General features: G+C 71.5%; 12 protein-coding genes. 9 read left to right on the top strand and 3 right to left on the bottom strand.

Annotated features, from left to right (window positions below; genetic code table 11):
• Positions 1-78: 78 nt before the first annotated feature.
• Positions 79-2928 (bottom strand): penicillin acylase family protein, encoded by a 2850-nt coding sequence (locus tag ACFVIU_RS24395; protein WP_385845012.1) that lies wholly within the window; start codon positions 2926-2928, stop codon positions 79-81.
• 215 nt (positions 2929-3143) lie between these two features.
• Here ACFVIU_RS24395 and ACFVIU_RS24400 point away from each other — a divergent pair, with 215 nt between their 5' ends.
• From ACFVIU_RS24400 to mscL, 6 genes are all read left to right on the top strand, one after another.
• Positions 3144-4721 (top strand): potassium/proton antiporter, encoded by a 1578-nt coding sequence (locus ACFVIU_RS24400; RefSeq protein ID WP_385845013.1) that lies wholly within the window; start codon positions 3144-3146, stop codon positions 4719-4721.
• A gap of 262 nt (positions 4722-4983) precedes the next feature.
• Positions 4984-6282 carry an MFS transporter gene (locus tag ACFVIU_RS24405; protein WP_385845014.1) on the top strand — a complete coding sequence of 433 codons (1299 nt, stop codon included), beginning with the start codon at positions 4984-4986 and terminating at the stop codon, positions 6280-6282.
• Between the two features lie 67 nt (positions 6283-6349).
• The gene (locus tag ACFVIU_RS24410) at positions 6350-6658 is read left to right on the top strand and encodes an FmdB family zinc ribbon protein (RefSeq protein WP_385845015.1); all 309 of its coding nucleotides are present in this window, start codon (positions 6350-6352) and stop codon (positions 6656-6658) included.
• A gap of 100 nt (positions 6659-6758) precedes the next feature.
• A complete protein-coding gene (locus ACFVIU_RS24415) occupies positions 6759-7592 on the top strand; it encodes an S-methyl-5'-thioadenosine phosphorylase (protein ID WP_385845017.1) in 834 nt (277 codons plus the stop codon).
• Between the two features lie 299 nt (positions 7593-7891).
• Positions 7892-8524 (top strand): hypothetical protein, encoded by a 633-nt coding sequence (locus tag ACFVIU_RS24420; RefSeq protein ID WP_385845018.1) that lies wholly within the window; start codon positions 7892-7894, stop codon positions 8522-8524.
• Positions 8525-8677: 153 nt separating this feature from the next.
• On the top strand, positions 8678-9154 hold the full coding sequence (gene mscL, locus ACFVIU_RS24425; protein ID WP_385845020.1) for a large conductance mechanosensitive channel protein MscL: 477 nt from the start codon (positions 8678-8680) through the stop codon (positions 9152-9154).
• Positions 9155-9173: 19 nt separating this feature from the next.
• Here the strand turns inward: mscL and ACFVIU_RS24430 are convergent, their stop codons facing one another.
• Positions 9174-9350, bottom strand: coding sequence for a hypothetical protein (locus tag ACFVIU_RS24430; protein ID WP_385845021.1), 177 nt, complete (start codon positions 9348-9350; stop codon positions 9174-9176).
• A 172-nt stretch (positions 9351-9522) separates the two neighbouring features.
• Here ACFVIU_RS24430 and ACFVIU_RS24435 point away from each other — a divergent pair, with 172 nt between their 5' ends.
• From ACFVIU_RS24435 to ACFVIU_RS24445, 3 genes are all read left to right on the top strand, one after another.
• Positions 9523-10761: a low temperature requirement protein A gene (locus ACFVIU_RS24435; protein WP_385845022.1), complete on the top strand. Its 1239-nt coding sequence runs from the start codon at positions 9523-9525 to the stop codon at positions 10759-10761.
• A 40-nt stretch (positions 10762-10801) separates the two neighbouring features.
• The gene (locus ACFVIU_RS24440) at positions 10802-11827 is read left to right on the top strand and encodes a P1 family peptidase (RefSeq protein ID WP_385845023.1); all 1026 of its coding nucleotides are present in this window, start codon (positions 10802-10804) and stop codon (positions 11825-11827) included.
• Between the two features lie 186 nt (positions 11828-12013).
• Positions 12014-12778, top strand: a complete 765-nt coding sequence (locus ACFVIU_RS24445; RefSeq protein ID WP_385845025.1) for a DUF6227 family protein — start codon at positions 12014-12016, stop codon at positions 12776-12778.
• A gap of 54 nt (positions 12779-12832) precedes the next feature.
• Here ACFVIU_RS24445 and ACFVIU_RS24450 read toward each other — a convergent pair whose 3' ends face one another.
• Complete coding sequence (locus ACFVIU_RS24450) at positions 12833-13084, bottom strand: hypothetical protein (RefSeq protein ID WP_385845027.1); 252 nt, start codon at positions 13082-13084, stop codon at positions 12833-12835.
• Positions 13085-13115 lie beyond the last annotated feature (31 nt).

The raw sequence follows: 13115 nt of genomic DNA on the forward strand, positions 1-13115 counted from the left end.
GGCGCTGCCGGCCGGGGTCCCCCCCCCCCCCCCGCGGGGGGGGGGGGGGGCCCGTTTCGGTGTCTGCCGGTCAGCGGGTCACGGCTTGAGGACGAGCGTGTCGCTGGTGCCGTCGTCGACCGCCTTGCCCGAGAACGACCAGGGCAGCAGCTCGCCCTTGGCCCACAGCCCGGTCTGGTCGGTGTAGTGCGCGCTGAAGGCGTGCCCGGAGGCGCCGGTGAGGTTGATCCACCGGGACTTGTCGAAGTCGGCCAGGTTCACGACCATCCGCATGGACGGAACCCAGACGACGTTGTAGCCGCCGGCGGCGTTCCACCCCGTGGCGTTCACCGTGGCCTCGCCGCCGCTGAGCTCCCAGGGGCCGCGGTTGAGGATGTACTGCAAGACCTCCGGGCCCTCGGTGCCGAGCGTCTGGTTCTTCAGGAACAGCCGGTGCAGCCTGCCCCAGCTCCAGGTGTCGATGTCCTTGCCGAGCTTGGCGGTCAGCTCCCAGCGGGCGTCGATCATCGCGCGCGCGAACAGCTGGTCGCGGTTGTCCGCGGCCGGGCGGGTGCCCGACTTGGGCGTCTTCCACCAGTCGCTGTCCGGCTTGTCCATCAGGGTGCGCACGACCTCGAACCAGCGGTCGCCGCCGTCCGGCTGCGCCTGGTCGGCGTCGCGCTCGCCGCACTCGCGGACCTTGGCGTCGTCGTCCAGCGGCCCGGTGCTGTCGATCTTGTCGACCCACAGGCACTGTCCGTCGACGCGCAGCTCCTTGGGGAGCTTGTTGCCGAAGGCGAGCTTGAGGACGTTGCGCCACACGGCGTTGAAGTACGCGGCCGCCGCGGAGTCCGAGTCCTGGGTGTAGTCCCAGCCCTCCAGCAGCTTCTGTGCCTCGCGCACGCTCTTGTCATCGATGTTGATCTTCAGCAGCTTCGGTACCAGGAGCTTGGCGATCTCGCTGCTGTTGTCCAGCTGCATCTGCCGCATGTCGTCCGTGGAGATCTTGCCGCCGTCCTTGATCTTGGACTCGATCAGGTCGGTGATGCGCTGGCTGCGGGCGCCGTAGCCCCAGTCGGTGGTGAGCGTGTAGGGGTACTTGGCCTGGTCGACCACGGCCTGGTTGGCGGTGACGATGTAGCCGCGCTTGGGGTTGTACTCGTACGGCAGCTCGGACTTCTTGATGAAGCCGGTCCAGCGGTACTTCGGGTCCCAGCCCGGTGCGGGGATGGAGCCGTCGTCCACGGCGGAACGCGTGGGGATCCTGCCGGGCAGCGTGTAGCCGATGTGGTTGTCGGTGTCGGCGTAGATCAGGTTCTGCGAGGGGACGTCGAACAGGGCGGCCGCCGCGCGGAAGTCGTTCCAGCCGCCCGCCCTGTCGAGGGCGAACACGGCGTCCATGGAGGTGCCCGGGTCGAGCGCGGTCCACCGCAGGGCGATGCCGTAGCCGTCACCGCGGTCGGGCGCGGCGGTGTTGACCGCGGCCTTCTTGCCGACCTGGACGAGTTCGTCGTCGCGGTCGGACAGCAGCGGCATCCCGTCCTGGGTCTGCCGGACGACGATCGTCTTGGACGCGCCGCCGGCGACCTTGATGGTCTCCTCGCGGGTCTTGAAGGGCCGGACCTTGCCGTCGTACAGGTAGCCGTTGGCGGTGACCTTCTCCAGGTACAGGTCGGTGACGTCGACCCCGGAGTTGGTCATGCCCCACGCGATATTCGCGTTGTGACCGATGATCACACCGGGCATCCCGGCAAAGGTGAACCCGCTGACGTCGTACTGGCAGGTGCTCGAGACGGTGCGGCAGTGCAGGCCCATCTGGTACCAGACGGACGGCAGGGACGCCGACAGGTGCGGGTCGTTGGCGAGCAGCGGCTTGCCGGTGATGGTGTACTTCCCGGAGACGACCCAGGAGTTGGAGCCGATGCCCTGGCCGTTCACGCCGACGGCGGTGGGGACGTTGTCCAGGACCTTGTAGAGGCCCGCCAGCTGGCTCGTGAGGCCCGTTCCGGCCGTGGCCGAGGAGGAGGAGCCGGTCGTGCCCGTCGCGCCCCGAGAGGCGCCTGTGGCGCTTCCGGTGCCGGTGGTGCCGGTGGTCCCCGAGGTGCCCGTCGTACCGGTCGAGCCGGTCGTGCCCGTGCCCTGGGAGACGCTCGCGGTGCCGCCCTGCTGGAAGGTCTTGGTCAGCTCGCTGTACTGACCCTCCTGCACGATCGGCTTGTTGCGGCCGTAGGGGTACTCCGGGTACAGGTCCTGGATCTGCTGCGGGCCGAGGCGGCTGGTCATCAGGGCGCGGTCGATCTCGTCCTGCATGTTGCCGCGCAGGTCCCAGGCCATGGCCTTGAGCCAGGCGATGGAGTCGACCGGGGTCCACTTCTCCGGCTGGTAGTCGTTGGTGAGGCCCAGGGCCGCGTACTCCAGGGAGATGTCCTTGCCGTCCTTGCCCTGAAGGTAGGCGTTGACGCCCTTGGCATAGGCCTGGAGGTACTTCTTCGCGGAGGCCGACAGCTTGGTGTCGTACTCCTGCTGGGCGATCCGGTCCCAGCCGAGGGTGCGCAGGAACTCGTCGTTCTTGACCTGGCCCTTGCCGAACATCTCCGACAGGCGCCCGGAGGTCATGTGCCGGCGCACGTCCATCTCGTAGAACCGGTCCTGCGCCTGGACGAAGCCCTGCGCCATGAAGAGGTCCTCGTCGGAGGAGGCGTAGATCTGCGGGATGCCGTTGCCGTCCCGCTTCACGTCGACCGGCCCGGACAGGCCGTCGAGTGTGATCGAACCGGTGGTCTGCGGGAAGGAGGCGCGGACGGTGCTGATCGACCAGTACGCCCCGTAGGCGAGGCCGCCGATGACGGCCAGGACCAGCACCAGCACGATCAGTCGGGCTTTGCGCCCCTTCTTCCTGCCGGACTTGGCGGGCTTGTCACCCGTTGTGGCGGTGGTGTTGGGGGGCATCGCTGTCCTTGCTGTCCTAACGCGAGCGGCAGGTCGGGCTGTGACTTTGAATGAGCGCTGGAGCAACCATAGGCGCAGGGCCCTCTCCCACTTGACGCGGAGTGGGGAACCAGCGCGCACGGACGTTCGATCTTGCCCCGCCGAGCGTCAAGAAAGCGTCAAGAGTTAGGTAAGGTAACGAAGTACTTGGGTGCGGTGCGCCGCAGCCTCGGGTCTTGTGTACGCACGTCCGCGCCCCGCGCGCGGGCCAAGGAAGGGAACCGCCGCTGACTGTCGACCACCTCAACCAGCTCCTGCTCGTCTGCTCCCTCGTCCTGCTCGTCGCCGTCGCGGCTGTCCGGATCTCGTCCCGCAGCGGGCTCCCCAGCCTGCTCGTGTACCTGGGGATCGGCGTCCTCATGGGCCAGGACGGCATCGGCGGAATCCACTTCAACAGCGCCGCGCTCACCCAGGTCATGGGATACGCGGCACTGGTCGTGATCCTGGCCGAGGGCGGTCTCGGCACCAAGTGGAAGGAGGTCCGGCCGGTCCTGCCGTCCGCCTCCGTACTGGCGACGGCGGGCGTCGCGATCAGCGTGGGCGTGACCGCGGCGGGCGCGCACTACCTGGTCGGGCTGGAGTGGCGGCAGGCGCTCATCATCGGCGCGGTGGTGTCGTCGACGGACGCGGCGGCGGTCTTCTCCGTCCTGCGGAGGGTTCCGCTGCCCGCGCGCGTGACGGGCACGCTGGAGGCGGAGTCCGGCTTCAACGACGCCCCGGTGGTCATCCTGGTCGTCGCCTTCTCCACCGCCGGCCCGGTCGAGCACTGGTACGTGCTGCTGGCCGAGATCGCCCTGGAACTGGCCATCGGCGCGGCCGTGGGTCTCGCGGTGGGCTGGTTCGGCGCCTGGGGGCTCAGGCACGTGGCCCTGCCCGCCTCCGGCCTCTACCCGATCGCGGTCATGGCGATCTCCGTCACGGCGTACGCGGCCGGCGCCCTGGCGCACGGCAGCGGCTTCCTCGCCGTCTACCTGGCCTCGATGACGCTCGGCAACGCCAAGCTCCCGCACTGGCCGGCCACCCGCGGTTTCGCCGAGGGGCTCGGCTGGATCGCACAGATCGGCATGTTCGTCCTGCTCGGCCTGCTGGTCACCCCGCACGAGCTGGGCGACGACGTCTGGCCGGCGCTCGTCATCGGGCTGGTCCTCACCATGGTGGCCCGCCCGCTGAGCACGGTGCTCAGCCTGGCGCCGTTCCGGGTGCCCTGGCAGGAGGAGACCCTCATGTCGTGGGCGGGCCTGCGGGGCGCCGTGCCCATCATCCTGGCCACCATCCCGATGGTGAACGGCGTCGCCGGCAGCCGCCGCATCTTCAACATCGTCTTCGTCCTGGTCGTCGTCTACACCCTCGTCCAGGGGCCGACGCTGCCCTGGCTCGCCCGCACGCTGCGCCTGGGCGAACAGGGCGAGGCCTCCGACCTCGGCATCGAGTCGGCGCCCCTGGAGCAGCTGCGCGGGCACCTGCTGTCCGTCTCGATCCCGGAGGGCTCGCGGATGCACGGCGTGGAGGTCAACGAGCTGAGGCTGCCGCCCGGCGCCGCCGTCACGCTCGTCGTACGCGATGAAAAATCGTTTGTTCCGCTGCCTTCGACGGTGCTGCGGCGGGGCGACGACCTGCTCGTCGTGGCCACCGACCCGGTCCGCGACGCGGCCGAGCGCCGGCTGCGCGCCGTCGCCCACGGCGGCAAGCTGGCCGGGTGGCTGGGCACGGACGGGACGGGCGCGGGGCGCAGGGACCGGGGGCGGGGCGCATGACGCCCTGACGGCCCACCCCGGTGCCGATCACAGGAGAACGTGCCGTATGGTGCTCATTTTCACAGGTGCACAAGGGTGTGATCCTTATACTATGAAGGCACCCTGATCGAACCAACTCTGCCTGACGCAGAGCTGGCGCGACCGTATGGCGGCCGGAAACGCTCTTTGCAGTAGCGCCGGTATCTACCGCAGTTCCGCGCAAGAGGACAGCTCTCGGCGCCCCCGCACGGGCGCGCTACCAGGCGGAAGAAAGGCACGGGCCGTGGCATCCACGGTCACCACCACCGATTCGGCGGAGACCCCGTCGGCATCGTCCCGCCCCGGATACGGACAGCTGCTGCGCACCCGCGGCGCCTGGACGTTCCTGCTGCCGGGTTTCGCGGCGCGACAGCCGTTCGCGATGCTCACCATCTCCATCGTGCTGCTGGTGCAGCACACCACCGGCTCGTACGGTGCGGCGGGCGCCGCCGCGGCCGCCACCGGCGTCTCCATGGCGCTGTTCGCGCCCTACAGCGGCCGTCTCGCCGACCGCTACGGCCAGCGCGCCGTGCTGGTCCCCGGTGTCCTGATCCACACGGTGTCGGGCCTGTCCCTGACGGCGCTCGCCCTGGCGCACGCGCCGCTGTGGGCGCTGTTCCTCGCGGCCGTCCCCACCGGCGCCTCGGTGCCGCAGGTCGGCCCGATGGTGCGGGCCCGCTGGGGCGTGAAGCTCCAGGGCTCGCCCCTGATGACCACGGCGGCCGCGTTCGAGTCGGTCACGGACGAGCTGACCTTCGTCTTCGGTCCCCTGCTGGCGACCGCCCTGTGCACCGCGGTGACGCCCTCGGCGGGCCTGGTCACGGAGGCCGCGCTGACCCTCGTCGGCGGTCTGCTGTTCGCCGCGCAGAAGAGCACGCAGCCGCCGGTGACCGCGGAGGGCGGCCACGCGCGCGTGAAGCACGCCTCCGCCCTGCGCGTGCCGGGCGTGCGCGTGCTGGTCGTGACCTTCCTGGGCATCGGCTCCGTCTTCGGCGGCATGCAGGTGTCGCTGGCCGCGTTCACCGAGTCGATCGGCGAGCCCGGCCTGAACGGTGTCCTGTACGGCGTCTTCGCGGCCGGCAACATGCTGTCCGGCATCGTCTGCGGCGCGATCGCCTGGAAGGCCGCCCCGCAGCAGCGCCTGGTCGTCGGCTACACGGCGCTCGCCGTGGCGGCGTCCGCGCTGTGGACGGCGCACTCCGTGCTGCTGCTCGCCGCGCTCGGCCTGCTGGTCGGCATGTGCATCGCGCCGTCGCTGATCACGGGCTACACGCTGGTCGAGGGCCTGGTCCCGGCCGGTGCCCGCACCGAGGCCTTCACCTGGCTGACCGGCGCGGTCGCGCTCGGCCAGGCGGCGGCCGTCACCGTGGCCGGACAGCTGGAGGACCGGCTGTGGGGCGGCGCGGGCTTCCTGGTGCCCATGGCCGGCACGCTGGTCGCACTGGCCACACTGCTGGCGCTCCGTTCGCGGCTGGTCGCGCAAGCGCGGAACCGCACCGTCGCACGTGGCGTCGGTCACCGCGTGCCGGTGACGGTGGACTGAAACCCCGGAATACGTCACTATGGATCGTCGTTAGCACTCATCGAGTGAGAGTGCCAGGAGGAAGACAGTGCCGACCTACCAGTACCAGTGCACCGAGTGCGGCGAGGGCCTTGAGGCGGTGCAGAAGTTCACCGATGACGCCCTGACCGACTGCCCCAGCTGCAATGGCCGCCTGAAGAAGGTGTTCTCCGCGGTCGGCATCGTCTTCAAGGGCTCCGGCTTCTACCGCAACGACTCCCGCGGCTCCACGTCGAGCAGCAGCCCGGCGTCGAAGTCGTCCAGCTCGTCGTCGTCCAGCTCGTCGTCGTCCGACACGAAGTCGTCCTCGACCTCGTCGTCGTCCACGACGTCCTCCACCAGCAGCTCCGCCGCCTGAGACCTCTCCGTCCGGACCCTGCCGTCGTACGACGGCGGGGTCTTCGGCGCTCCCCGAATCCGCCTCCCCAGCGGTTTCGGGGCGAGCTAGGGTGCTGGTCATGGCGAACGCAGAGATCGGCGTAATCGGCGGTTCGGGCTTCTACTCGTTCCTCGACGACGTGACCGAGGTACAGGTGGACACCCCCTACGGGCCGCCCAGCGACTCCCTCTTCTTCGGCGAGATCGCGGGCCGGCGCGTCGCCTTCCTGCCCCGGCACGGCCGCGGCCACCACCTGCCGCCGCACCGCATCAACTACCGCGCCAACCTCTGGGCGCTGCGCTCCGTCGGCGTCCGGCAGGTGCTCGGCCCGTGCGCGGTGGGCGGGCTGCAACCCGAGTACGGCCCGGGCACCCTGCTCGTGCCGGATCAGTTCGTGGACCGGACGAAGACCCGCGTCCAGTCGTACTTCGACGGGCTGCCGCGGCCCGACGGGACCGTGCCGAACGTGGTGCACGTCTCGATGGCCGACCCCTACTGCCCCACCGGTCGGGCCGCCGCGCTGAAGGCGGCTCGGGGCCGGGACTGGGAGCCGGTGGACGGCGGCACGCTGGTCGTGGTGGAGGGGCCGCGGTTCTCCACCCGTGCCGAATCGTTGTGGCACCGGGCGCAGGGCTGGTCGGTCGTGGGCATGACGGGGCATCCCGAGGCGGCTCTCGCCCGGGAACTGGAGCTCTGCTACACCTCGATGACCCTGGTCACCGACCTCGACGCGGGCGCCGAGAGCGGGGAGGGCGTCTCCCACGAGGAAGTGCTGCGGGTGTTCGCCGCCAACGTGGACCGGTTGCGGGGCGTGCTGTTCGACGCGGTCGCGGCGCTGCCGGAGACCGGGGCGCGGGACTGCCTGTGCGGGAACGCGCTCGGTGGCATGGATCCGGGGTTTGAGCTGCCGTAGCTGCCTTGCCGGGGGCTCGGGCGGGGATGTGAGTGCTCGGAGTTCGGCTGGACGGGAGTGCTCGGTGCCGGGCCGGTGATGGGCTGGGGCCGGGAGTGCTCGGTGCCGGGCCGGTTGTGGGCTGGGGACGGGAGTGGGCTGGGGCCGGGGGTGGGCTGAGGCCGGGGGCGGCGGAATGTCCCGTTCGGGTGGGCGGGTTTTCCACAATCGGCTGATGGTCCACCGGCTCCGGCGGGATCCGGCGCGAGGCCTCATCGTGGCATCGCAAGCCGATCCCTTCGTCGCCGGTGGTGACTGCCATGCCCCTCCCCTCGTCGTCCTCGCCTCTCTCGTCCGCGGGCCCGTTCCCCCCTTCCCACGCTTCCTCCGGTCGCTCCGCCCCTCATCCCGCGGCCTCTCCGCTGCGGCTTCCGCGGCCGCTCGGTACGGACGCCCCGGCGACCTGTGAGGTGCCGCAGTTCGCGCCGGTGCGGGTGCGCGGCGGGCGGTACCGGCTGCAACGGTTCGTCCGGCACCGCGGACGGGTCATCGCGGCCGGCCTCGCGGTGACGGCGGCCGCCCTGATCGTCTCCGGGCCGCGCTCCCCGGCGGAACCCCACCTCACCCAGCGGGCCCGCGGGCACCCGGCCGGGGCACCGGTGCCGCGGCCCGGCGCGGTGGCTCTGGTGACGGCGCCGGTGCGGATCGCCGACGCCGCCACCGTCCGGCTGCTCCGGCCCGGTGACCGGGTCGACGTCATCGCGGCGCAGGACCCCTCGGCCGGGGGTGACGCCCGTGTGCTCGCGCGCGGGGTGCGGGTGACCAAGGTGCCCGCGCCGCCGGAGGGCGCGGCCGAGAGCGGTGCGCTGGTCGTGCTGTCGGTGCCGCGGGCCGCGGCGGCACGGCTGGTCGGTGCGAGCGCCACCGCGCGCCTGGCGGTGACGCTGTGCTGAACCGGACCGCTCGCCTTCCCGACGACTCGCTGTCAAGTCGCTCGATCGAGCTAAGGAATTGGACAGAACGGGCTCACGGTGCCGTAGGTTGCGGAGCGTTTGGTTCCACACCCATACGTTCCACACCCTGTGCATACGAGGAGAGTCCCCGAGGTGAGCGCGAAGAAGGAACCGAGCGTCTGGCAGGGCTTCAAGGCCTTCCTGATGCGCGGCAACGTCGTCGATCTGGCAGTCGCGGTGGTCATCGGCGCGGCCTTCACCAACATCGTCAACTCGGTGGTGAAGGGGATCATCAACCCCCTGGTGGGGGCCATCGGCACGCAGAACCTGGATCACTACAGCCTCTGTCTGAAGGACCCGTGCTCGGTGACCGCCGACGCCACCGTCAAGAGCGGTGTGCCGATCCTGTGGGGCAGCGTCGCCGGTGCGACGCTCAGCTTCGTGATCACCGCGGCGGTGGTGTACTTCCTGATGGTCCTGCCGATGTCGAAGTACCTGGCCCGGCAGGCGGCGCAGCGGGCTGCGCGGGAGGGCACCAAGGAGGTCCTCGAGGTGACCGAGCTGGAGGTGCTCAAGGAGATCCGCGACGCGCTGGTGGCCCAGCGCGGATCCGGGCACGACGCGTCCTAGCGGGGCTGCTCCGGACGGCTCAGATGTGGTGGGGCGGCTTCTCGTCGAGGAAGCGCTTCAGGTCGGCGGCGCTGTCGCCGGGCGTGCGCTCGCCCCACCCGCGGTCGGTGTCGTCCGAGGACTGCTGGTCCAGCGGGTCGTCGAAGACCAGCGCGGGCTTCGGGGCGCGCGGCTCGGGCTCGGGGGCGGTGCTCATGCCCCCAGGGTACGGCCCCGGCCCCGGCGCCCCGGCACAGTGCCCGGCACCGGCCCCGGAAGCGGCGTCGGAAGCGGCGTCTGCCGCGCGGTTCGCCCCGGCCGCGGGACCCCCGAGCGCTTGTGAATCCGTTCACAAGATTTTCGGCCGGTTTTCTGCTGTGCTGGGAAACATGACGTCCAGTTCCGCTCAGGCGCCTGCCCCCTCAGGCGCGCCCCGGCCGACCGGACCTCTGCGCCGCCTCACCGCGCGCGGACGGCATGAATCGCACCGGGTCTCCTCTCCGCTGGAGCTCTTCTTCGACCTGTGCTTCGTGGTGGCGATCGCCCAGGCGGGCACCCAGCTGGTGCACGCCGTCGGCGAAGGGCACGCGGGCAGCGGGATCCTCAGCTACGCGATGCTGTTCTTCGCCATCTGGTGGGCCTGGATGAACTTCACCTGGTTCGCCTCGGCGTACGACAACGACGACGCGCTGTACCGGGTCGTCACGCTGGTGCAGATCGCCGGCGTCCTGGTGCTGGCCGCCGGTGTCTCCCGGGCCTTCCAGCAGCATGACTACCTGGTGGTGTGGCTCGGCTATCTGATCATGCGGCTGGCGATGGCGGCGCAGTGGCTGAGAGCCGCGAGATCGGCCACCGGCCCGGAGCGGACCATGGCGCTGCGGTACGCGGGCGGTGTGCTGCTGTGCCTGGTCGGCTGGCTCGGGCTGGTGCTGCTGCCCGGGCCCGCCCGGTCCTGGGTGTTCCTCGTGATGGTGATCGCCGAGCTGTGCGTGCCGCTGTACGCCGAGCGGGACCACCAGACCGCCTGGCATCCGCATCACATCGCCGAGCGCTACGGCCTGTTCACCATCATCGTGATCGGGGAGACGATCGCCGCGGCCACGGTCGCGGTGAAGTCGGCCGTGGACGAGCACGAGGCGCTGGGCGAGCTGCTGCCGATCGCGGCGGGCGGACTGCTGATCGTGTTCTCGGCGTGGTGGATCTACTTCGTGGTGCCCATCCACGGTCATCTGCGCTCCAACAGGCAGGCGTTCCTGTGGGGCTACGGCCACTATCTGATCTTCGCCTCGGCGGCGACGATCGGCGCGGGCCTGGAGGTTGCCGTGGAACAGGCGGTCGGCACGACGCACATCTCCACGCTGTCCGCCTCGGCGGCCGTGACCCTGCCCACGGCGCTGTATCTGCTCTCCGTCTGGGCGCTGCACGCACGGCACTTCAAGGTCGGCATCGCCCAGCAGATGGTGCTGCCGGTGACGGCTCTGCTGGTGATCAGCTGCACCTTCCTCGGGGGCTGGGCGGTGCTCGCGGCCGGGCTCGTGTGCTCGGCCGCGGTGGCGACCGGGGTGACGCTGACGGCACGGATGGCGAGCCGGGAGCGCACGCCGGAGACCACCGCGCCGGCCGGCTGAACCCTTCGGCGGCGGCCGGCGCTGGGCCAGACTGGCACGCATGACAGCTGACGCATTGACGGACGTCGCCGGGGTCCGCGTGGGGCATGCCACGCACCGCGGGGACGGCTGGCTCACCGGCACCACGGTCGTGCTCGCTCCGGAGGGGGGCGCGGTCGCCGCGGTGGACGTCCGCGGGGGCGGCCCCGGCACCAAGGAGACCGACGCGCTCGACCCGCGCAACGTGGTGCAGAAGGTCGACGCCGTGGTCCTGACCGGGGGCAGCGCGTACGGGCTGGACGCCGCTTCCGGTGTGATGGCCTGGCTGGAGGAGCGGGGGCGCGGTGTGCGGGTGGGGGCGGACCCGGCGCATGTGGTGCCGGTGGTGCCCGCCGCGTGCGTCTTCGACCTGGGCCGCGGGGGCGACTTCCGGGCGCGGCCGTCCGCGGCGACGGGCCGTGCGGCCGTGGAGGCGGCAGCGGCCGAGGAGCCGGGCGGCCGGGTGCCCGAGGGGTGTGTCGGGGCCGGCACGGGCGCCGTGGCGGGGCGGCTCAAGGGCGGGGTGGGCACGGCGAGCGCGGTGCTCGGTTCGGGGGTCACCGTGGGCGCCCTGGTGGTCGTGAACGCGGCGGGGTCGGTGGTGGACCCGGAGACGGGGGCGCTGTACGGGGAGTTGGGGCGGGGGCGGCTGAGGTATCCGGAGGAACGGGTGCACGAGGCCGCGTGCCGGCGCCTCGACGAGGCCGCGGCCGAGAACGCCCCGCCGCCGCTCAACACGACGCTCGCGGTGGTCGCGACGGACGCGGACCTGTCGAAGGCGCAGGCGCAGAAGCTGGCGGGGACGGCGCACGACGGCATCGCGCGCGCCGTGCGGCCGGTGCATCTGCTGCACGACGGGGACACGGTGTTCGCCCTGGCGACCGGCGCTCGCCCGCTGGACGCGCACCCGCTCGCGCTCAACGACATCCTCGCCGCGGGGGCGGACCTGGTGACGCGCGCGATCGTCCGGGCCGTCCGCGCGGCGGAGTCGGTGGCGGGCGCGGGGGGCGTGTGGCCGTCGTACGAGGAGTTGTACGGACAGCCTTAACGGGAGCGATGGGGGGAAGTACCCTCTGGGCGACGGATTTTGAGTCGGTGTCGGCTCGCACGGGAACATCCGGCGCGGCCGGCGCGTTTTACCGGCGCACGTTTTCTCGGATCCCGGACACGATGTCCGACCGAGGGGCTACGGTATGCACCCACAAGGTGACATGCAGCAACGCCGGGAGAAGCCTTGAGCGTTCCGTACGAGACGGCAGCGTACGAACCAGCCGAGTCGCCCGAGTCTCCTGAGGAGCATCTCGCGCGACTCCTCGGCCGTGCCCTGAACTCGTTCGAGTTGCCCGACGAGGTGCTGGGGCAGCTCGACTGCGCGCTGGCGCACGACAGTTCCCTGCACTCGGCGCACCACAGCGCGGGGCTGCACCGGGAGACGTACCGGCACACCTGGCTGCTCGCCGACGGCTCGGCGGTCACGCTGTGGGAGCTGGTGCACAACACCGTGCCGGGCGGTGCCCCCGAGCACGAGGTGTATGTGGACGAGGAGGAGGTGCAGACGGCCGCGGCGCGGCTCGGACTGCCGCCGGACTCCCCCGAGCTGGAGCTGCCCGAGCTGATGCTGCTGTGGGCGATTCCCGAGCCCCGGCACATGTTCGCCGGGGACGACTCGCCGGACCACGCGCGCCGGCTTCTGCGCCGGGCGGAGAACGCCGACCGCCCGGGCGCGGAGACGGCGGCCCTGCTGGCCACGGCGACGGCCCACGAGATCACCCAGGCGTTCGGACGCCCGGGACGCGCCGGGCGGGCCGGGCGGGCCGGGCGGGCCGGGCTGAGCTACGCGCTGTACGAGCACGCGTTCCTGCTGCCGGACGGCAGCGTGGTCTCCCTCTGGGAGGTCGAGCACACGGCGACGCCGGACGGCCGGCACATGTGCGAGGTCTATATGTCGGAGGACGCGGCCAGGGACGCGATGGAACGGCGCGCGGCGCGGCAGGGGTAGCCCGGAGGCGGCCAGCACGTTCCCGCGTGCGCGGGGTGCCGGGTGCGGGGGAGGTCAGCCGTTGGCGAGTCGGCGTATCAGGCCTGCGAACGCGGCCTGTTCCGCGGGGGTCAGTTCGACGGACTCCTGCGGCGGGCCGACCGGGCTCTGCCGGGGCAGCGCCGGAAGCGGCGGGGTGACGCGCCGGGCGGCGGCCCGGTGGCCGGCGCGGCGCACCAGGCGCGTCAGCACGGCGGCCCAGACGACGGCCGTCACAGCGAGGACGGTCACGCCGAACAGCAGAAGAGTCGAGGCGTGCGCAGGCATGAACCCCAGTACACACCACGGTCCGGGACTT

Origin of the sequence: Streptomyces sp. NPDC127190, assembly GCF_042672505.1 — a bacterium.
GTDB lineage: Bacteria > Actinomycetota > Actinomycetes > Streptomycetales > Streptomycetaceae > Streptomyces.